The sequence below is a fragment of the Pantoea sp. sgz302252 genome, from assembly GCF_042610525.1.
GTDB lineage: Bacteria > Pseudomonadota > Gammaproteobacteria > Enterobacterales > Enterobacteriaceae > Erwinia.
This window is the reverse complement of record NZ_JBHDVM010000015.1, coordinates 51,089-68,766: the sequence shown is the minus strand read 5'-3', so window position 1 is coordinate 68,766 and position 17,678 is coordinate 51,089. Positions and strand designations below refer to the sequence as shown.

Below are 17,678 nucleotides of genomic sequence, written 5' to 3'. Positions count from 1 at the left end.
CAAATTTTATCCCTGTCCCGCTGCAATAATGCGATTAGCGCTAAACTGAATAAAGCATATGTCGGCACGCTCAGGAGATAAAATGAACAAGGTTGCTCAGTACTACCGTGAACTGGTTTCCTCTCTGACCGAGAGAATTAATAGGGGCGAGCATGATATTGATGCTTTGGTGGAAAGCGCCCGGCAGCGGATGAATAACCGCGGCGAGCTGACCCGCAGCCAGATAGATGACGTCACCCGCGCCGTGCGCCGTGATTTAGAGGAGTTCGCCCGCAGCTATACGGAGAATCAGGCGGATTCCGGCGACAGCGTGTTTATGCGGGTAATCCGCGAAAGCGTCTGGAAGGAGCTGGCGGATATCACCGATAAAAGCCAGCTGGAGTGGCGCGAGGTTTTTCAGGATCTAAACCATCATGGCGTTTATCAAAGCGGCGAGGTGGTCGGGTTGGGCAATCTGGTTTGTGAAAAATGCCAGTTTACGCGGGCTATCTATACGCCGGAAACGCTGACTCGCTGCCCGGAATGCGGCAACGATCAGTTTCAGCGCCAGGCTTTCGAACCTTAAGAAGCACGGGCGGCATCGCTGCCGCCCGTAAAAATTGCCTAGTGCAGGATTTTCGCCAGGAAGTCTTTCGCGCGGTCGGACTGCGGATTATTAAAGAAATCGTCTTTCTGCGAGTCCTCAATGATTTTGCCTTCATTCATAAAGATTACGCGGTTAGCCACCTTACGGGCGAAGCCCATCTCGTGCGTAACCACCATCATGGTCATGCCTTCGTTCGCCAGTTCCACCATAACGTCCAGCACCTCGTTAATCATCTCTGGATCGAGTGCGGAAGTCGGTTCGTCAAACAGCATAGCGATAGGATCCATGCAGAGCGCGCGCGCGATAGCCACACGCTGCTGCTGGCCGCCGGAAAGCTGACCGGGATGTTTGTTGGCGTGCGCGCCAAGCCCTACACGCTCCAGCAGCTTCAACCCCTTCTGGCGCGCTTCCTCTTTATTACGCTTCAGCACTTTTACCTGCGCCAGCGTCAGGTTCTCCACAATAGTCAGATGCGGGAAGAGTTCGAAATGCTGGAAAACCATGCCGACCTTCGAGCGCAGCTGCGCCAGGTTGGTTTTCTTCTCGTTAACCGCCGTGCCGTTGACCAGAATGGCGCCTTGCTGAATCGGCTCCAGACCGTTGACGGTTTTGATCAGCGTTGACTTGCCGGAACCGGAAGGGCCGCAAACCACCACGACTTCACCTTTTTTGACCTCGGTAGAGCAGTCGGTCAGCACCTGAAAGTGACCATACCACTTAGAAACGTTTTTCAGGGTAATCATTTAAACTGTCCTTTTTTTCTTCAGATAGCTGACCAGAAGCGAAGCGCTAAGGCTGATAACAAAGTAAACCGCGCCAGCGAACAGTACCATTTCGATCTCGGTACCGTTGTTGATGCCGATGGTATCGGCGGTGCGGAAGAAGTCGGCAAGGCTGAGCACGTAAACCAGCGAGGTGTCCTGAAACAGCACTATGCCCTGGGTAAGCAGCAGCGGCACCATGGCACGAAACGCCTGCGGCAGGATAACCAGCTGCATCGCCTGCCATTGCGTCATGCCCAGCGCCAGTGCGGCACTGCCCTGGCCGCGGGCGATGCTGATAATGCCCGCGCGAATGATTTCCGAGTAGTAGGCGGCCTCGAACAGCGCAAAAGCCACCATCGCAGAGATCAGGCGAATATCGGTTTTAGGCGAAATGCCCAGCACCTGCTGCAAAAAGCTGGGCACCACCAGATAGAACCAGAGCAGCACCATAACCAGCGGCACGGAGCGAAACAGGTTAACGTAAAGTTTGGCGAACCAGCTAACGGGCTTAAAGCTCGATAGCCGCATTACGGCCAGCAGCGTGCCCCAGAGAATGCCGAACACTACGGCGACGGCGGTGATCTTCAGCGTGATGATCATGCCGCTGATCAAATAGGGCAGGTTGGGAACAATAGTGCTCCAGTCAAATTCGTACATTATTTGCCTCCCATGCCGCCAGGCAGGCGCACTTTGCGTTCGACCAGGCTCATCAGCAGCATGACCACGACGTTAATGGCGATATAGGCCAGGGTGATAGCGGTAAAAGATTCATAGGCGTGGGCCGAATAGTCGAGCAGTTTGCCTGCCTGCGCCGCCATATCGACCAGCCCGATGGTGGAAGCGATGGCGGAGTTTTTCACCAGGTTCAGCATTTCCGAGGTCATCGGCGGCACTATTACCCGATAAGCGTTAGGCAACAGCACGTAGCGATAGGTTTGCGGCAGCGTCAGACCCATGGCCAGACCAGCGTTTTTCTGCCCGCGCGGCAGCGACTGAATGGCGGCGCGTACCTGTTCACAGACGCGTGCGGCGGTAAACAGACCAAGGCAGAGCACCGAGCAGGTAAAGAACTGAATATTGGGATCCAGCTCTGATTTGAACCACATGCCGATGCTTTCCGGCAGTAGCTCCGGCACCACCAGATACCAGATAAAAAACTGCACGATTAGCGGCACGTTGCGGAACAGCTCAACGTAGCAGGTGCCGATAGCGGAAAGCCCGCGATTGGGCACGGTGCGCAGAATGCCGAACAGCGATCCCACAAGGAAAGCGATAATCCAGGCGCAGACGGAAACGGCGATAGTGACCTGAAAGCCTGACCACAGCCATCCCAGATAGGTGGTGTTGCCGAACGGAGCCTGCTGTAGAAAGATGCCCCAGTTCCAATCAATTGACATAAGTTACTCCGGGAGAAAAAAGGGTAGCGGGGCTACCCTGAAGATTGGTGAAAGGCGTGTTTACCGCGGGGAACGACCGCCGCAAACGTCAGCCTGGGCGCCACGTCGTCGCATGGCGCTTTCAGGCCGCTGTCTGTCCTTGCCCATGTTCAACAATCAAAGGCGGCAGGCCGCCCTTATTCTTGTTATTAGTTCAGCGCTTTATCATTTGGCGTTTTAAAGGTGGCTTTCATATCGTCAGAGAGCGCAAAGTTCATATTCAGGTTTTTAGGCGGAATCGGCTGGGTAAACCATTTATCAAACCATTTGGTCGCTTCGCCCGAGGTTTGCGCTTTGGCGATAGTTTCATCCATCAGTTGCTTAAAGCTGGTATCGCCTTTACGCAGCATGCAGCCGTAGGCTTCTTTCGACTGCGGCGTGCCTACAATTTCCCAGTTATCCGGTTTTTTCGCCTTGGCGCGTTCGCCCGCCAGCAGCGCATCGTCCATCATAAAGGCCACGGCGCGGCCGCTTTCCAGCGTACGGAAGGAGTCGCCATGATCTTTGGCGCTGATGATCCGCATCTCCATTTTTTTCTCGTCGTTAAGCTTGTGCAGCAGAATTTCCGAGGTTGTGCCGGAGGTCACCACAACGGTTTTGCCTTTTAAATCCGGGAAGTCTTTAATCGGGCTGCCTTTCTTCACCAGCAGGCGTGTGCCGATGACGAAGACGGTATTGGAGAAAGCAGCCTGCTGCTGGCGCTCGGCGTTATTGGTCGTCGAGCCGCACTCAAAATCATAAGTGCCGTTCTGCAACAGCGGGATACGGTTTTGCGAGGTGATCGGCAGCATTTTTACCTGCAAATCGGGCTTGTTGAGTTTGGCTTTAATCGCCGCCACTATGGCATTGGAATAGTCCTGCGAATAGCCGACCACTTTCTGCTGATTGTCGTAATAAGAGAAAGGAACGGAGGATTCGCGGTGCCCGACGACGATTACGCCGTTTTTGGCAATTTTATCCAGGGTATTTTGCGGTGCGTCATCTGCGTAAACCATAGCGGAGGACAGGCCAGCCAGCGCCAGCAGGCACAGCCCAGATTTCCGAAATTTCATCTCCAACTCCTTCGTGGTAAAGCGCCATAATAGTGCGCCGTTTATGATGGTGTGTTCGTAGCCGCTTTTATTGTGTTTTCAGCGCCGGACAGCCTTAACATAGCCGAATGTTAACGGTGTGAAACAATAAAGTTTCTATTTTGCGAAGCGTGCCGCACCAAAATAATGCATTGCCAGCGGCGTTGTCTGTTAACGGTGCAGAAGGCGATCTTTTATAGTGCGCATTTGTTCAGGCGGACTCTTCGCGCTGGCGGTTCAGCGTAGTCAGAAAGATATTTTGCAAGCGCCATGCCAGGATTGTGCGCTGGCTGAAAGGTGAGTGGATTTACGGCAGGAAAAGTTCAGTAAAAAGAAAGCGCCGATAACGGCGCCTGAGGTTGATGACAAACCCCAGGTCGCGTTTAAACCAGGGGCCGAGCAGCAGAGGCAGATCGGAACACGGACACGCCGTAAATACTTCCATGTAGGCTCGGTTGGCGCGTCCATGCGCCCACCTGGCCGCTCAGCCTCTGCCGCTATCAAGCTGCTGTGTTGCGGTAAAAAAGCCAAAGCCCAGAAACGTTTTAGGTTTGTCAGCAGTCAGAAGCGCCGATAACGGCGCTTCTGCTTAGCGCCGCTTGCGCCAGTTAAGGGCCAGCGCGGCGGCGGCAAACAGCGCCGTGACCAGCCAGACTGTCCAGTTGCCGAAACGCGCGTAAGGCGTCAGGCCTCGCGTTGGCGTAACGTCCGCCGCCAGCACGCTCGGAATAAACTGCGGGATCATCTCTTCTGCATTGCCATCTGCATCTATCACTGCGGTAACGCCGTTGTTGGTGTCGCGCAGCAGCGGGCGTCCCAGCTCCAGCGCGCGCATACGGGCCATCTGGAAGTGCTGCCACGGGCCGATAGAGTGACCGAACCAGGCATCGTTAGAAATGGTCAGCAGAAAATCGGTATCTGGCCGGAAATTGTCCCGCAGCTGCTGGCCCAGCACGATTTCATAGCAGATCGCCGCCGTTAGCTTGTAGCCGCCAGCCTGCAATTGCGGCTGCACATAATCGCCACGGCTGAAAGAGGACATTGGCAGATCGAAGAAGGGCGCCAGCGGGCGCAGCAGCGCTTCCAGCGGCACAAACTCGCCGAAAGGTACCAGATGGTTTTTCTGGTAACGGCTGCCGTTTTCGTAGCTGTAAGGCTCTTTATTGCCGAGCACGATAATTGAGTTGTAATCGTGATAACGATTATTCTCCAGCCGTGAATCAACAATGCCGGTAATCAGGCTGCTGCCCTGCGAACGCAGCTCGCTGTCTACGCTCTGCAGGAAAGGCTGCTGGTTGGTTTCCAGATCGGGAATAGCCGACTCCGGCCAGATAATCAGCGGCGTGTTGTTGACGTAAGGCCTTGTCAGCGAAGTATAGGTTCTCAGCGTATTGATCAGCTGATTGGGATCCCATTTCAGCGACTGCGGAATATCGCCCTGCACCAGCGCCACTTTTACCGTACGGCCAGGCTGCGGCTGATACCAGCCGAGCATGCGCAGCGGCCATGGCAGCAGCAGCAGCGCCAGCGCGACAACGCCAGCCAGCCAGCGGCGTTTCGCTACGGCATAAACCGCCAGTCCGGCGACGATGCTCAGAACGAAAGTAATGCCTTCGACACCGGTCAATGGCCCCAAACCTTTCAGCGGCCCGTCGATCTGGCTGTAGCCAAACTGTAGCCACGGGAAGCCGGTGAGGATCCAGCCGCGCAGAAACTCGGTGATCTGCCACAGCGCGGGCGCGGCCAGCGCCAGCCTGACCAGCGTGGTTTTGGGAAATAGCCGGTTCAGCAGCGCGGCGAACAGCATGGGGTAGAGCGCAAGATAAGCCGCCAGCAACACCACCAAAAACACATTAACCGGACCAGGCATACCGCCAAAAGTGGCGATGCTGACATAGACCCAATTTACGCCGCTGCCAAACAGGCCAAAGCCCCAGGCGAAACCAATGGCGGTCGCCTGGCGGGTCGAGCGGTTCAGCGCCAGCGCCAGCAGGCCGCTTAGGGAAACCAGCGCGGCAGGCCAGAAATCGTAAGGTGAAAAAGCCAGGGTGCCGGCGGCACCCGTCAGCAGCGCCAACAGCAGGCGAACCCGCTGGCGCTGGTATAAAGAGGCAATAGCCATAGGGGAATTATTCTTCCAGTATCGGTTGCGTCGCGTTTTCCGGGATTCTGACGTGAACCTGAATAATACGGCGGCTGTCGGCCATCGCGACCTTGAACTGATAGCCCTCGATCTCGATGCTTTCGCCGCGCGCCGGCAGGTGACCAAACGCCTGCATCACCAGACCGCCAATAGTATCCACCTCTTCGTCGCTGAAGTGCGTTTCAAAGACCTCGTTGAAGTCTTCAATCGGCGTCAGGGCGCGGATAGTATAGGTGTGGCGGCTTAGCTGGCGGATATCGCGATCTTCCTCGTCGTCGTACTCGTCTTCGATTTCGCCGACGATCAGCTCCAGAATATCTTCAATGGTGACCAGGCCAGAGACGCCGCCAAACTCATCAATGACGATCGCCATATGGTAGCGCTGGGAGCGAAACTCTTTCAGCATGCGGTCGACGCGCTTGCTTTCCGGCACCACTACCGCCGGACGCAGCACTTTTTCAATGCTAAAGGGTTCGGATTCACTGCTCATAAAGGGCAGCAGATCTTTCGCCATCAGAATGCCTTCGACATGATCCTTATCTTCGCTAATTACCGGGAAGCGGGAGTGAGCGGATTCGATAATCGTATCCAGACACTCATCGAGCGACTGGTTACGTTTTAGCGTCACCATCTGCGAGCGCGGGATCATAATATCGCGCACGCGCTGCTCGGCGATATCCATGACCCCTTCGAGCATATCGCGGGTATCCTGGTCTATCAGCTCGTTCTGCTCGGAATCGCGGATTAGCTCCAGCAGATCGTCGCGGTTTTTAGGCTCACCGTGAAACAGCTGGTTGAGGATAAGGGTGAAAAATCCCTTTTTGCTACTGGGACTGTCGTTGTTCTGTGAATGGTCATCGCTCATGGCGTTTTTGTTTCTGTCACTCTTATTGAGATTAGGGATGTCCCTTCCCGCAAGGAAGGGACGCGGTTTAAAAATCTTTCTCCGAAATGTACGGGTCGGCATAGCCAAGAGCAAGCATTATCTCGGTCTCGATCCCTTCCATCTCTTCGGCTTCGTCATCTTCTATATGATCGTAGCCCAGCAGATGCAGGCTGCCGTGCACCACCATATGCGCCCAGTGCGCCAGCAGCGGTTTCTCCTGCTCGGCGGCTTCCTGCTCCACGACCTGGCGGCAGATAATCAGGTCGCCCAGCAGCGGCAGCTCAATGCCCGGCGGCGCTTCGAAAGGAAACGACAGCACGTTGGTGGGCTTGTCCTTGCTGCGATAGGTATGATTCAGTTCGCGGCTTTCCGCTTCGTCCACCAGGCGGATAGTGACTTCGCTCTCCGCCTGAAACTGCGGCAGTACCGCCTCCAGCCAGTGCTGAAAATCTTCTTCGGCCGGTAAGCCTTCCGGCCGTTCGCACGCCAGCTGTAAATCCAGTATTACGGTACTCATTTCTGCTCCTGCGCGGCCTGCTGCAGTGCCAGCGCCTCGCGTTTACGTTCTTCTGCCAGCGCATCGCGGCGCTTCTGGTCGGCGGCTTCCCAGGCTTCATAGGCGATCACCACGCGGGCTACCACCGGATGGCGCACCACATCTTCGCTGTGGAAGAAGTTAAAGCTGATCTCTTCTACCTCGGCAAGGACTTCAATCGCATGGCGCAGACCTGATTTCAGGTTGCGCGGCAGGTCAATCTGGGTAACGTCGCCGGTGATCACCGCTTTGGAGTTAAAGCCGATGCGGGTCAGAAACATCTTCATCTGCTCGATGGTGGTGTTCTGGCTCTCATCCAGAATGATAAAGGCGTCGTTCAGCGTGCGGCCGCGCATATAGGCCAGCGGCGCGACTTCTATCACGTTGCGCTCGATCAATTTTTCAACGCGCTCGAAGCCCAGCATTTCAAACAGGGCGTCGTAGAGCGGACGCAGATAAGGGTCGACCTTCTGGCTTAAATCGCCGGGCAGAAACCCCAGCTTTTCGCCAGCTTCTACCGCCGGGCGCGTCAGCAGGATGCGGCGCACTTCCTGACGCTCCAGCGCATCTACCGCCGCCGCGACCGCCAGATAGGTTTTCCCCGTACCGGCAGGCCCGATACCAAAGGTGATATCGTGATCCAGCATGTTGGCAACGTACTGCGCCTGATTCGGCGTACGCGGTTTGATCACGCCGCGTTTGGTCTTGATGGTGACCGCTTTGCCATATTCCGGCACGCTTTCTGCCGATTGCTCCAGCACCCGGCTCTCTTTGATCGCCAGATGAATCTGCTCGGGATCGATATCCGGGATATGGCCGCGTACCGGTGCCGTATCCACATAGAGATCGCGCAGGATATTAATAGCCGCATCTACGATTAGCGATTTGCCCGTTAGCTTAAAGGCATTGTCGCGTCGATTGATCTCAATGCCCAACCGGCGCTCCAGCTGCTTGATATTGTCATCGAACGGGCCGCACAGGCTCAGCAAACGATGGTTATCAGCAGGGTCTAAAGTGATTTCGCGTGTTTCAATATTCAAACTAATCCTTTGGGTCGCTCAGGGCCAGTTGAGGATGGCTTTGCACAGGCTGGTCACGCCGCTAACAGCGTGACCATCAGGGAATTATTTATTGCTGCGCCTTAATGCGCAAGCGCAGCTAATGATATTTGGGCGGAGTGCGCAGAAAGCAAGCCGGGTACGCGTTTTCAGGCGGCGAAGATGTGAATTTCGCCGCAAAAATTCGGCGGGATCAGGGCTGGAAGAGACCGACGCCCAGCTCGTTTTCTTTACGCGTGCGCGCAATAACGGAGGCTGGAGATTCAATAACGCGCAGGCCCATCTCATCTTCGGTGCGGACTACTTTGCCGCGCAGAGAGTTGGTATAGACATCGACGATTTCTACATCTACAAACTTGCCGATCATCTCTGGCGTGCCCTCAAAGTTGACCACGCGGTTGTTTTCCGTACGGCCTGAAAGCTCCATCACGTTCTTGCGTGAGGTGCCTTCTACCAAAATACGCTGCACGGTGCCCAGCATACGGCGGCTCCATGCCATCGCCTGCTGGTTGATGCGATCCTGCAGGATCCACAGGCGCTGCTTTTTCTCTTCTTCCGACACGTCATCCGGCAGATCGGCAGCTGGCGTACCCGGACGGGCAGAGTAGATAAAGCTGTAGCTGGTATCGAAATTAACATCGCCGATCAGCTTCATGGTTTGCTCGAAATCCTGCTGGGTTTCGCCAGGGAAACCGATGATAAAGTCCGAGCTGATTTGAATATCCGGACGCGCCGCGCGCAGCTTGCGGATAATTGCTTTATATTCCAGCGCGGTATGGGCGCGCTTCATCAGCGTCAGGATACGGTCGGCGCCGCTCTGCACGGGAAGATGCAGGAAGCTCACCAGTTCCGGTGTATCACGGTAGACTTCAATGATGTCGTCCGTGAACTCGATCGGATGGCTGGTGGTAAAGCGGATACGGTCAATGCCGTCAATCGCCGCGACCAGGCGCAGCAGATCGGCAAAGGTGCAGATTTCGCCATCGAAGGTTTCGCCGCGATAGGCGTTAACGTTCTGGCCAAGCAGGTTGACCTCGCGCACGCCCTGTGCCGCCAGCTGGGCGATTTCAAACAGGATATCGTCGCAAGGACGGCTTACTTCTTCGCCGCGGGTGTAGGGCACCACGCAGAAAGTACAATATTTGTTGCAGCCTTCCATAATGGAAACAAAGGCCGTCGGGCCGTCCGCTTTCGGCTCCGGCAGGCGGTCGAATTTTTCAATCTCCGGGAAGCTGATATCGACAATCGGGCTTTTCGAGCCGCGTACGGTATTGATCATCTCCGGCAGGCGGTGCAGCGTTTGCGGGCCGAAAACGATATCGACGAAATGCGCGCGCTGGCGAATATGATCGCCTTCCTGAGAGGCTACGCAGCCGCCAACGCCGATGACCACATCGGGATTGCGATCTTTCAGCGTTTTCCAACGTCCAAGCTGATGGAAAACTTTTTCCTGGGCCTTTTCACGAATGGAACAGGTGTTGAGCAGCAGAACGTCGGCTTCTTCCGCCACTTCCGTCAGGGAATAGCCGTGGGTGCTGTTTAACAGGTCAGCCATTTTGGATGAGTCATACTCATTCATCTGACAGCCCCAGGTTTTGATATAAAGTTTTTTCGTCATCTGGTTGCCATTTATCATGCAGGAGAGAATGCAGGGCGCGTATTGTAAAGCTTTGCCGCTGTTGTGACCAGCACCCGAACTCTCAACCCAGGCTAAAAATCCGGTACACTTAACCTAATTGAATTGAATCAGGTACGGATATAGCGCGCTCTTCATCCGTCGGACAGGAAAACATCATGACAGAAAAAATGCAAAAATGGGATGTCGCTATCGTTGGCGGCGGAATGGTCGGCGGCGCGCTGGCCAGCGGGCTAGCGGCGCAGGGGTTTAAGGTCGCGGTACTGGATCGCCAGCAGCCTGAGGAATTTAATGCGGCAAGCGATCCCGATATTCGCATCTCCGCGCTGGGCGCCGCTTCGGTGGATTTGCTGAAACAGCTGGGTATCTGGCCGCACGTGCAGGCGATGCGCTGCGCACCGTACCGCAAGCTGGAAACCTGGGAGTGGCAAACGGCGCAGGTAGGCTTTGATGCCGACTCGCTGGGGTTGCCCGAGCTGGGCTATATGGTGGAAAACAGCGTGCTGCAAAGAGCGATCTGGCAGCAGCTTGAGCAGCAGGAGGTCGCGCTGAAGGCGCCAGCGCAGCTGCAAACGCTTAACGCCTGCAACGGTGGCTGGGCGCTGACGCTGGCGGATGGAGAACAGCTGCACGCCAGGCTGGTGGTGGGCGCGGACGGCGCTAATTCTCAGGTACGCCAGCTGGCGGGCATAGGTATTCGCGGCTGGAACTATGCGCAATCCTGCATGCTAATCAGCGCGCGCTGTGAGCATGACGCGGGCGACTGTACCTGGCAGCATTTTACGCCAGCGGGGCCCAGAGCCTTTCTGCCGCTGTTTGACGGCTGGGCATCGCTGGTGTGGTATGACAGCCCGGCGCGCATTCGCCAGCTGCAATCCATGAGCATGGCGCAGCTTTCCGAAGAGATAAAAGCTCATTTCCCGGCGCGTCTGGGGAAAGTGACGCCGGTAGCAGCAGGCTCTTTTCCGCTAACGCGCCGTCATGCAACTAATTATGTATTGCCGGGACTGGCGCTGGTTGGCGATGCGGCGCACACCATTAACCCGCTGGCGGGGCAGGGTGTCAATCTGGGCTACCGCGATGTGGACGCGTTAATAGATACGCTGGCCGCCGCGCGCGATCGGGCAGAAGACTGGGCATCGGAAAGGGTGCTGCTGCGCTATCAGCGCTCGCGACAGAAAGACAACCTGCTGATGCAGAGCGGCATGGATCTTTTTTATTTTGCTTTCAGCACTCAGGCCGCGCCGTTAAAAGTGCTGCGCAACTTAGGTTTGATGGCGGCGGAGAGATCGGGCGTGCTGAAGCGCCAGGCGCTGCGTTACGCGTTGGGCTTATAAGCTTTCAGGCATAGTTTCAGGCGCAGCGCACGGGCCATTACGGCAAAAATTTCATAAAAGCCTGAGGCCCGCCAGGGCCTTAGTGGCCAGAGGAGGAACAAGCGGCCAGGTTCATGCTGTGTGCAGTTGTTTTGCGGCGTGGTTGCGATGTGTTTTCCGGAAATACTACGGAACTAAAGTCAGCGGCGAAATTAGCGGTGAAGAGGCTTCAATAGAAAATTCAATGCAAAGAGTTGTTACGCAAAATCATCATCAGGAAATTTTCCCTGTATCAGATTATCCAGTTTGGTATGGATACGGTTCATTTGCGTTCTGTTATGTTTCGCTTTACCTTTTGCGCCAAACATATCTGCATGGTCAATCATGGTTAAAATTATCAGGACCGGGTCAGCTAAACCTTCGCGCATTTCAAAAGAGACAACCAGTAGCGGATCCACCTCTTCCTCATCATCCATAACCCGCGTATGGTGCAAACCAATATATAAGGGAACGATGGATCCATCGGTTCTTAAGTGCGATTCTTTAATCCATCCGTATTGATAGCGTTCGCCCTGAGAATAAACCCAGACCTGGCTATCTTTTTCCCATAGCCGCTGTAAATCGTCTATATCCTGAAAGTAAGAAAGCAAAACTTTATCGTCAAAACCATACTCATTGCTGATTGCCTGAAAAGGGCACTGGTTTCAACGTGCGGGATCTTTCTTTTGATGGCCACGGCTTTTTCCTTCAACCCGGATTAACTCTTCCTTGCCCAGTATCTCTTTCATGAACTGCGCACGACGCTTTTCATAAGAATCACCTTCAATGCGCACAGAACCAGCTTTGCGGGCTTTGGTTAACATGCTTGTGAGATTCTCGGCATTTACTGGGGTACTTTTCATACAGCCTCCTGTTCATTTATCCGGCAACTATACCACAGGCATAAGTACTAAAAAGAAGATGGCTCGCTATGAAAATCTCTATTTGCGAGAGAGCTTCAGAATTTGACCGTTCAGGTACCTGAAAACACATTAACCTGCCGTCCGAATGCTGAAAGCATTGGCTAAAGTGTGAAGCTGACCAACGACTACCCGATAAAGCGCCAATGTTGTAAGAAGGTGTAATGAGTGTGATTCCCACGCCGGCCGTCAGACAGGAAGAGGTGAGGAGAAGCACAGACGTAAAAAAGCCCGCTTGCGCGGGCTTCTTTACTTATTGGCTGGGGTGCAGGGATTCGAACCCCGGAATGCTGGTATCAGAAACCAGTGCCTTACCGCTTGGCGACACCCCAATTTTTTGGGTGCGACCCGTTTGCACAGGTCGTCTTTTTTATGGCTGGGGTGCAGGGATTCGAACCCCGGAATGCTGGTATCAGAAACCAGTGCCTTACCGCTTGGCGACACCCCAATAAAATTGGTGGCTACTACGGGAATCGAACCTGTGACCCCAGCATTATGAGTGCTGTGCTCTAACCAGCTGAGCTAAGTAGCCTAATTTTACTGCGTTACAACTATACTACATTCTGACTGGCTGGGATACCTGGATTCGAACCAGGGAATGCCGGTATCAAAAACCGGTGCCTTACCGCTTGGCGATATCCCAATGTCCGTTCAAGTCACAAACCATCAGAAAAAACTGGCTGGGGTACCTGGATTCGAACCAGGGAATGCCGGTATCAAAAACCGGTGCCTTACCGCTTGGCGATACCCCATCCGTGCAATACCTTGAAATGGTGCGGGAGGCGAGACTTGAACTCGCACACCTTGCGGCGCCAGAACCTAAATCTGGTGCGTCTACCAATTTCGCCACTCCCGCTAAAAAAAAGATGGTGGCTACTACGGGAATCGAACCTGTGACCCCAGCATTATGAGTGCTGTGCTCTAACCAGCTGAGCTAAGTAGCCATCTTTTTTCGCGTTACCTTCATCGGCGTTGCGGGGCGCATTATGCTAATTTGACCTGAAAGCGTCAACTGCTTTTTTCCCGTTTTTTCGCTGAATTGATCTGTTTGTCTGGCTTATAACCATTATGGCGACTAATTGGTCAGGGTTTGCGTTTTTTTAAACAACTACGGGCCGCTGAGGGCCCGTTTTGCGAGTAAAAGCCGTCAGTTATTTATAGGCGGACTGGTGAACGCCTACGGCGCGACCGGAGGGATCGTCCATTGTTTTGAACGCTTCATCCCATTCAATGGCTTTTGCCGAAGAACAGGCAACGGATGGGCCGCCCGGCACGCATTCTGCCGCGCTGGGAACCGGAAACAGCTCTTCAAAAATTTCCCGATACAGATAGCCCTCTTTAGAGGTTGGCGTGTTGTAAGGGAAACGGAAGTGCGCCGTTTGCAGCTGCTGGTCGCTGACCTGCTTCGCCGCTACTTCTTTCAGCGTATCGATCCAGCTGTAGCCTACGCCGTCGGAGAACTGCTCTTTTTGGCGCCATGCCACGCTTTCCGGCAGGTAGGAAGAGAAGCATTCACGCAGGATATGCTTTTCCATTTTGCCGTTAGCGCCACACATTTTGTCCGCCGGGTTGATGCGCATCGCCACATCCAGGAATTTTTTATCCAGGAAAGGTACGCGAGCCTCTACGCCCCAGGCCGACATCGCTTTGTTAGCGCGGGCGCAGTCGAACATATGCAGCGCCAGCAGCTTGCGCACGTTCTCTTCATGGAATTCTTTGGCGTTCGGCGCCTTATGGAAATAGAGGTAGCCGCCGAAGACTTCGTCCGCGCCTTCGCCGGAAAGCACCATCTTAATGCCCATTGCCTTGATTTTACGGGACATCAGATACATTGGCGTGGAGGCGCGAATGGTGGTCACGTCGTAAGTTTCAATGTGATAGATCACATCGCGGATCGCATCCAGGCCTTCCTGCACCGTAAAGTGGATCTCATGGTGCACCGTGCCCAGATGGTCGGCGACCGACTGGGCCGCTTTCAGATCCGGCGAGCCTTCCAGGCCTACCGCAAAAGAGTGCAGCTGTGGCCACCAGGCTTCGCTCTTGTCCTGATCTTCGATGCGTTTGGCCGCGAACTTTTTGGTGATCGCGGAGATCACCGAGGAGTCCAGGCCGCCGGAAAGCAGCACGCCGTAAGGCACGTCCGACATCAGATGGCTTTTCACAGACTCTTCCAGCGCTTCTTTCAGCGCCACCGCGTCAGTTTTGTTATGCTCGACCGCTTCGTAGCTGAACCAGTCACGCTGCCAGTAGCGGCGGATCTCGCCGTCGGTGCTGGAGAGATAGCTTCCCGGCGGGAATTCTTTAATGGATTTGCATACCGGCACCAGCGCTTTCATCTCTGAAGCGACAAACAGGTTGCCGTGCTCGTCGTTGCCCATATAAAGCGGGATGATACCGATATGGTCGCGACCCACCAGCCAGGCTTTTTTCACGCTGTCATACAGAATAAAGGCGAACATGCCCTGTAAGTCATCAAGGAAATCGACGCCTTTTTCCTGGTAAAGCGCAAGAATAACTTCACAATCGGAATCGGTCTGGAACTGATAGCGATCGCCCAGCTCTGCCCGCAGCGCCTGGTGGTTGTAGATTTCACCGTTTACCGCCAGCACATGCGTGTGGTCGGCGTTATAGAGAGGCTGCGCGCCGTTGTTGACGTCCACAATGGAAAGACGTTCATGAGCCAGAATCGCGTTGTCGTCTGCGTAAACGCCTGACCAGTCCGGGCCGCGGTGACGCATAAGACGGGAAAGCTCCAGGGCTTTCTTACGCAGTTCAACAGGATCGCTTTTAAGATCCAGCACGCCAAAAATAGAACACATAGCTAACTCCCTAACGACGAACCGTAACGGTGGTGAAAAACAGGATTTAACGGCGATTTCTTCGCCCGATAGATAAGAAAATGCTCTGGTTTGAGAGAGTATGCAAGCGTTTTAGTGTTTCGCTGATAAATAACCTCTTCGTCAACGCTTAAAATTGAATATTATTCATTTTTAAGGCTGTTTTTTTGATGATTGTTTAATAAGGCTACAAAAGCGAATAAAAAGTGAGCTGTGATGTGATAAAAAAAGCCCGACGCGAAGGTCGGGCTGAGATTGATGTCAAAGTATACCGGTGCCGGCTCAGGAGGGCCTGTGTCTTCCGCAAAGACGCAAAAGGCGCCGTCCATAGCAGCTCAGTACGGGCCGTCCATGGCCCGTAATGCTTTGCTCCAGCCACAGGCCCTCCATCGCTTCAAGCTTGTCAGCAGTCTGAGCCCGACACGCAGGTCGGGCTGCTTGTCAGAGAATGTCGATATCCGCCACGGAGGGGAATACCCAACTGGGTCGGAAAGGCATGGCGTCAATATCGCTAAGCGTGGAGACGCCAGACAGCACCAGAATGGTCTCCAGACCCGCCTGGAAACCCGCCAGGATATCGGTACGCAGGTTATCGCCGACGATAACCGTTTCTTCCGAGTGCGCCTGCATCTTGTTTAATGCCGCCCGCATAATCCACGGGCTGGGTTTGCCAACATAAAACGGCGTACGGCCAGAGATCTTTTCTATCCCGGCACAGAGTGCGCCACAGGCTGGCACAAAGCCACGCGCATGCGTATCGGGGTTGGTGGCAATAAAACGCGCGCCGTTCGCTACAAAATAGGCAGCCTTATGCATCATATCCCAGTTAAAGGAGCGGGTTTCGCCCACGATAACGAAATCGGGATTGATATCAGTAATGGTGAAACCGGCTTTATAAAGCTCGTGCACCAGCGCGCCTTCGCCAACCACATAGGCTTTTTTGCCTTCCTGGCGGCGCAGAAAATCTGCGGTAGCCATTGCCGAGGTATAGAAAACGCTTTCCGGCAGATCTATTCCCGCAGAGGAGAAACGGTTTGCCAAATCCATCGCGGTTTGCGAAGGGTAGTTGGTCAGGACGACCAGCGGCATGCCTTTATTCAGGATATGCTGCAAAAATTCGTTGGCGCCGGGTACGGCGGTATTGTCGTGCATTAAAACGCCGTCGATATCGCAGATAACGTTTTTAATCGTCCTTTTTTCACTGTCGTTCAGAGTTAGAGCGCTCATCAACTTTCCATTAAGTGTTGTAACAGGATGCCGTTAAGCATGGCGCGCTTCGCCAGGGCGAAAGCGCCAATTGCAGAACGATGATCGAGCTCAGAGCGCACCACCGGCAAATTTTTGCGGAAAGCCTTTAGCGCCTGAGTGTTAATGCAGCCCTCAACAGCGGGCAGCAGAATTTTATCGGCTTCGGTAATCTCGCCGGCGATCACCACCTTTTGCGGATTGAACAGGTTGATGGCGATGGCGATAGCCTTGCCTAAATGGCGGCCAACGGTTTCAATCACTTCCGCCGCCAGCGCGTCGCCGCGATTAGCGGCTTTGCAAATTTTCGCTATCTGACAGTCATCCAGCGTCAGCGAGCTGGGATAGCCCTGTTTAATCAGATTACGCACGCGGTTTTCGATAGCGTTATTGGCAGCAAGCGTCTCCAGGCAGCCAAAGTTACCGCAGTGGCAGCGCTCGCCCAGCGGGTCAATTTGAATATGGCCCAGCTCGCCTACGTTGCCGTTGCTGCCTAAAAAAATATGGCCGTTAGCGATAATGCCCGCGCCCGTACCGCGATGTACCCGCACCAGGATCGAATCAGCGCAGTCGCGGGATGCACCAAAGTAGTGCTCGGCAAGCGCCAGGCTGCGAATATCATGACCAACAAAGCTGGTCACGTTAAAGCGCTTTTGCAGGTTGGCGACCAGCGGCCAGTTATTAACGGCAATATGCGGCATATAGCGAATAATGCCGTTATTGGGATCGACCAGTCCCGGCAGGATTACTGCGATAGCGATAAGCTCCCGCAGTTTGCGCTGATGCTGTTCGTGAAAAGCCGCAACAGCGTTAAAGAGCGCATGCTCCAGCGTATCCTGAGTTCTTTCCGGTAGCGCGTAATCTTCCTGCGCCAGCACTTTTCCGCTGAGGTCGAACAGGGTAAGGGTAGCATCGTTACGGCCAAGGCGAATGCCGATAGTGGTAAAGCTGCGGGTTTCGGTCACGATTGAGATAGCGCGGCGGCCTCCGGTGGAAGCCTGCTGATCGACTTCTTTGATCAGCCCGCGCTCTATCATCTGGCGGGTTATCTTGGTGACGCTGGCGGGGGCTAGCTGGCTAAGCTCGGCGATCTGTATGCGCGATATCGGGCCCTGCTGGTCGATAAGCCGGTAGACGGCCGCGCTGTTGAGTTGCTTGACAAGATCGACATTTCCTATTTGAGCCTGGCCGCCAGTGGTCATTCAGT

At 54.5% G+C, this 17,678-nt stretch carries 16 protein-coding genes and 7 tRNA genes; 2 read left to right on the top strand and 21 right to left on the bottom strand.

Annotated elements, in window-relative coordinates; translation table 11 throughout:
* Nucleotides 1–82: 82 nt before the first annotated feature.
* Complete coding sequence (locus ACETPC_RS20990; protein ID WP_380184415.1) at nt 83–565, top strand: zinc ribbon-containing protein; 483 nt, start codon at nt 83–85, stop codon at nt 563–565.
* A 38-nt stretch (nt 566–603) separates the two neighbouring features.
* On the opposite strand, the gene ACETPC_RS20985 is transcribed toward ACETPC_RS20990, so the two are convergent.
* From ACETPC_RS20985 to miaB, 9 genes are all read right to left on the bottom strand, one after another.
* Nucleotides 604–1,329: an amino acid ABC transporter ATP-binding protein gene (locus ACETPC_RS20985; RefSeq protein WP_380184414.1), complete on the bottom strand. Its 726-nt coding sequence runs from the start codon at nt 1,327–1,329 to the stop codon at nt 604–606.
* The gene (gene gltK / locus ACETPC_RS20980) at nt 1,330–2,007 is read right to left on the bottom strand and encodes a glutamate/aspartate ABC transporter permease GltK (protein ID WP_380184413.1); all 678 of its coding nucleotides are present in this window, start codon (nt 2,005–2,007) and stop codon (nt 1,330–1,332) included.
* On the bottom strand, nt 2,007–2,747 hold the full coding sequence (locus ACETPC_RS20975) for an amino acid ABC transporter permease (protein ID WP_380184412.1): 741 nt from the start codon (nt 2,745–2,747) through the stop codon (nt 2,007–2,009). Before ACETPC_RS20975 ends, gltK begins: the two co-directional genes overlap by 1 nt.
* Nucleotides 2,748–2,935: 188 nt before the next feature.
* Entirely contained in the window at nt 2,936–3,838 is a 903-nt protein-coding gene (locus ACETPC_RS20970; RefSeq protein WP_380184411.1) for a glutamate/aspartate ABC transporter substrate-binding protein, read from the bottom strand.
* Nucleotides 3,839–4,445: 607 nt separating this feature from the next.
* Nucleotides 4,446–5,978 carry an apolipoprotein N-acyltransferase gene (lnt, locus tag ACETPC_RS20965; protein ID WP_380184410.1) on the bottom strand — a complete coding sequence of 511 codons (1,533 nt, stop codon included), beginning with the start codon at nt 5,976–5,978 and terminating at the stop codon, nt 4,446–4,448.
* Nucleotides 5,979–5,985: 7 nt separating this feature from the next.
* A complete protein-coding gene (gene corC, locus ACETPC_RS20960; protein ID WP_380184409.1) occupies nt 5,986–6,864 on the bottom strand; it encodes a CNNM family magnesium/cobalt transport protein CorC in 879 nt (292 codons plus the stop codon).
* A gap of 67 nt (nt 6,865–6,931) precedes the next feature.
* The gene (gene ybeY / locus ACETPC_RS20955) at nt 6,932–7,402 is read right to left on the bottom strand and encodes an rRNA maturation RNase YbeY (protein ID WP_380184408.1); all 471 of its coding nucleotides are present in this window, start codon (nt 7,400–7,402) and stop codon (nt 6,932–6,934) included.
* Nucleotides 7,399–8,460: a PhoH family protein gene (locus tag ACETPC_RS20950; protein ID WP_380184407.1), complete on the bottom strand. Its 1,062-nt coding sequence runs from the start codon at nt 8,458–8,460 to the stop codon at nt 7,399–7,401. Before ACETPC_RS20950 ends, ybeY begins: the two co-directional genes overlap by 4 nt.
* 211 nt (nt 8,461–8,671) lie before the next feature.
* Complete coding sequence (miaB, locus tag ACETPC_RS20945; RefSeq protein ID WP_380184406.1) at nt 8,672–10,096, bottom strand: tRNA (N6-isopentenyl adenosine(37)-C2)-methylthiotransferase MiaB; 1,425 nt, start codon at nt 10,094–10,096, stop codon at nt 8,672–8,674.
* A 176-nt stretch (nt 10,097–10,272) separates the two neighbouring features.
* Here miaB and ubiF point away from each other — a divergent pair, with 176 nt between their 5' ends.
* Nucleotides 10,273–11,451 (top strand): 3-demethoxyubiquinol 3-hydroxylase, encoded by a 1,179-nt coding sequence (ubiF, locus tag ACETPC_RS20940; RefSeq protein WP_380184405.1) that lies wholly within the window; start codon nt 10,273–10,275, stop codon nt 11,449–11,451.
* Between the two features lie 236 nt (nt 11,452–11,687).
* On the opposite strand, the gene ACETPC_RS20935 is transcribed toward ubiF, so the two are convergent.
* The 12 genes from ACETPC_RS20935 to ACETPC_RS20880 form a co-directional block, all read right to left on the bottom strand.
* Complete coding sequence (locus ACETPC_RS20935) at nt 11,688–12,080, bottom strand: hypothetical protein (RefSeq protein ID WP_380184404.1); 393 nt, start codon at nt 12,078–12,080, stop codon at nt 11,688–11,690.
* Between the two features lie 54 nt (nt 12,081–12,134).
* Nucleotides 12,135–12,332, bottom strand: a complete 198-nt coding sequence (locus tag ACETPC_RS20930; RefSeq protein WP_380184403.1) for a hypothetical protein — start codon at nt 12,330–12,332, stop codon at nt 12,135–12,137.
* A gap of 314 nt (nt 12,333–12,646) precedes the next feature.
* Nucleotides 12,647–12,721 (bottom strand) — tRNA-Gln (locus ACETPC_RS20925).
* Nucleotides 12,722–12,762: 41 nt separating this feature from the next.
* Nucleotides 12,763–12,837: transfer RNA gene (locus ACETPC_RS20920), tRNA-Gln, on the bottom strand.
* 7 nt (nt 12,838–12,844) lie between these two features.
* Nucleotides 12,845–12,921: transfer RNA gene (locus tag ACETPC_RS20915), tRNA-Met, on the bottom strand.
* 36 nt (nt 12,922–12,957) lie between these two features.
* Nucleotides 12,958–13,032 (bottom strand) — tRNA-Gln (locus ACETPC_RS20910).
* 34 nt (nt 13,033–13,066) lie between these two features.
* Nucleotides 13,067–13,141 (bottom strand) — tRNA-Gln (locus tag ACETPC_RS20905).
* Nucleotides 13,142–13,160: 19 nt separating this feature from the next.
* Nucleotides 13,161–13,245 (bottom strand) — tRNA-Leu (locus tag ACETPC_RS20900).
* 11 nt (nt 13,246–13,256) lie between these two features.
* Nucleotides 13,257–13,333, bottom strand: a tRNA-Met gene (locus ACETPC_RS20895).
* A 207-nt stretch (nt 13,334–13,540) separates the two neighbouring features.
* Nucleotides 13,541–15,208: an asparagine synthase B gene (gene asnB, locus ACETPC_RS20890; protein ID WP_380184402.1), complete on the bottom strand. Its 1,668-nt coding sequence runs from the start codon at nt 15,206–15,208 to the stop codon at nt 13,541–13,543.
* A 459-nt stretch (nt 15,209–15,667) separates the two neighbouring features.
* The gene (locus tag ACETPC_RS20885; protein ID WP_380184401.1) at nt 15,668–16,453 is read right to left on the bottom strand and encodes an HAD-IIA family hydrolase; all 786 of its coding nucleotides are present in this window, start codon (nt 16,451–16,453) and stop codon (nt 15,668–15,670) included.
* On the bottom strand, nt 16,453–17,673 hold the full coding sequence (locus ACETPC_RS20880; RefSeq protein WP_380184400.1) for an N-acetylglucosamine repressor: 1,221 nt from the start codon (nt 17,671–17,673) through the stop codon (nt 16,453–16,455). Before ACETPC_RS20880 ends, ACETPC_RS20885 begins: the two co-directional genes overlap by 1 nt.
* Nucleotides 17,674–17,678 lie beyond the last annotated feature (5 nt).

Excerpts from the sequence above, each read along its gene's own strand:
- ybeY (WP_380184408.1), bottom strand. The coding sequence starts at position 7,402 with ATGAGTACCGTAATACTGGATTTACAGCTGGCGTGCGAACGGCCGGAA.
- ubiF (WP_380184405.1), top strand. The coding sequence starts at position 10,273 with ATGACAGAAAAAATGCAAAAATGGGATGTCGCTATCGTTGGCGGCGGA.
- asnB (WP_380184402.1), bottom strand. The coding sequence starts at position 15,208 with ATGTGTTCTATTTTTGGCGTGCTGGATCTTAAAAGCGATCCTGTTGAA.
- ACETPC_RS20970 (WP_380184411.1), bottom strand. The coding sequence starts at position 3,838 with ATGAAATTTCGGAAATCTGGGCTGTGCCTGCTGGCGCTGGCTGGCCTG.
- ACETPC_RS20930 (WP_380184403.1), bottom strand. The coding sequence starts at position 12,332 with ATGAAAAGTACCCCAGTAAATGCCGAGAATCTCACAAGCATGTTAACC.
- lnt (WP_380184410.1), bottom strand. The coding sequence starts at position 5,978 with ATGGCTATTGCCTCTTTATACCAGCGCCAGCGGGTTCGCCTGCTGTTG.
- ACETPC_RS20985 (WP_380184414.1), bottom strand. The coding sequence starts at position 1,329 with ATGATTACCCTGAAAAACGTTTCTAAGTGGTATGGTCACTTTCAGGTG.
- gltK (WP_380184413.1), bottom strand. The coding sequence starts at position 2,007 with ATGTACGAATTTGACTGGAGCACTATTGTTCCCAACCTGCCCTATTTG.
- ACETPC_RS20880 (WP_380184400.1), bottom strand. The coding sequence starts at position 17,673 with ATGACCACTGGCGGCCAGGCTCAAATAGGAAATGTCGATCTTGTCAAG.
- corC (WP_380184409.1), bottom strand. The coding sequence starts at position 6,864 with ATGAGCGATGACCATTCACAGAACAACGACAGTCCCAGTAGCAAAAAG.
- ACETPC_RS20975 (WP_380184412.1), bottom strand. The coding sequence starts at position 2,747 with ATGTCAATTGATTGGAACTGGGGCATCTTTCTACAGCAGGCTCCGTTC.
- miaB (WP_380184406.1), bottom strand. The coding sequence starts at position 10,096 with ATGACGAAAAAACTTTATATCAAAACCTGGGGCTGTCAGATGAATGAG.
- ACETPC_RS20990 (WP_380184415.1), top strand. The coding sequence starts at position 83 with ATGAACAAGGTTGCTCAGTACTACCGTGAACTGGTTTCCTCTCTGACC.
- ACETPC_RS20885 (WP_380184401.1), bottom strand. The coding sequence starts at position 16,453 with ATGAGCGCTCTAACTCTGAACGACAGTGAAAAAAGGACGATTAAAAAC.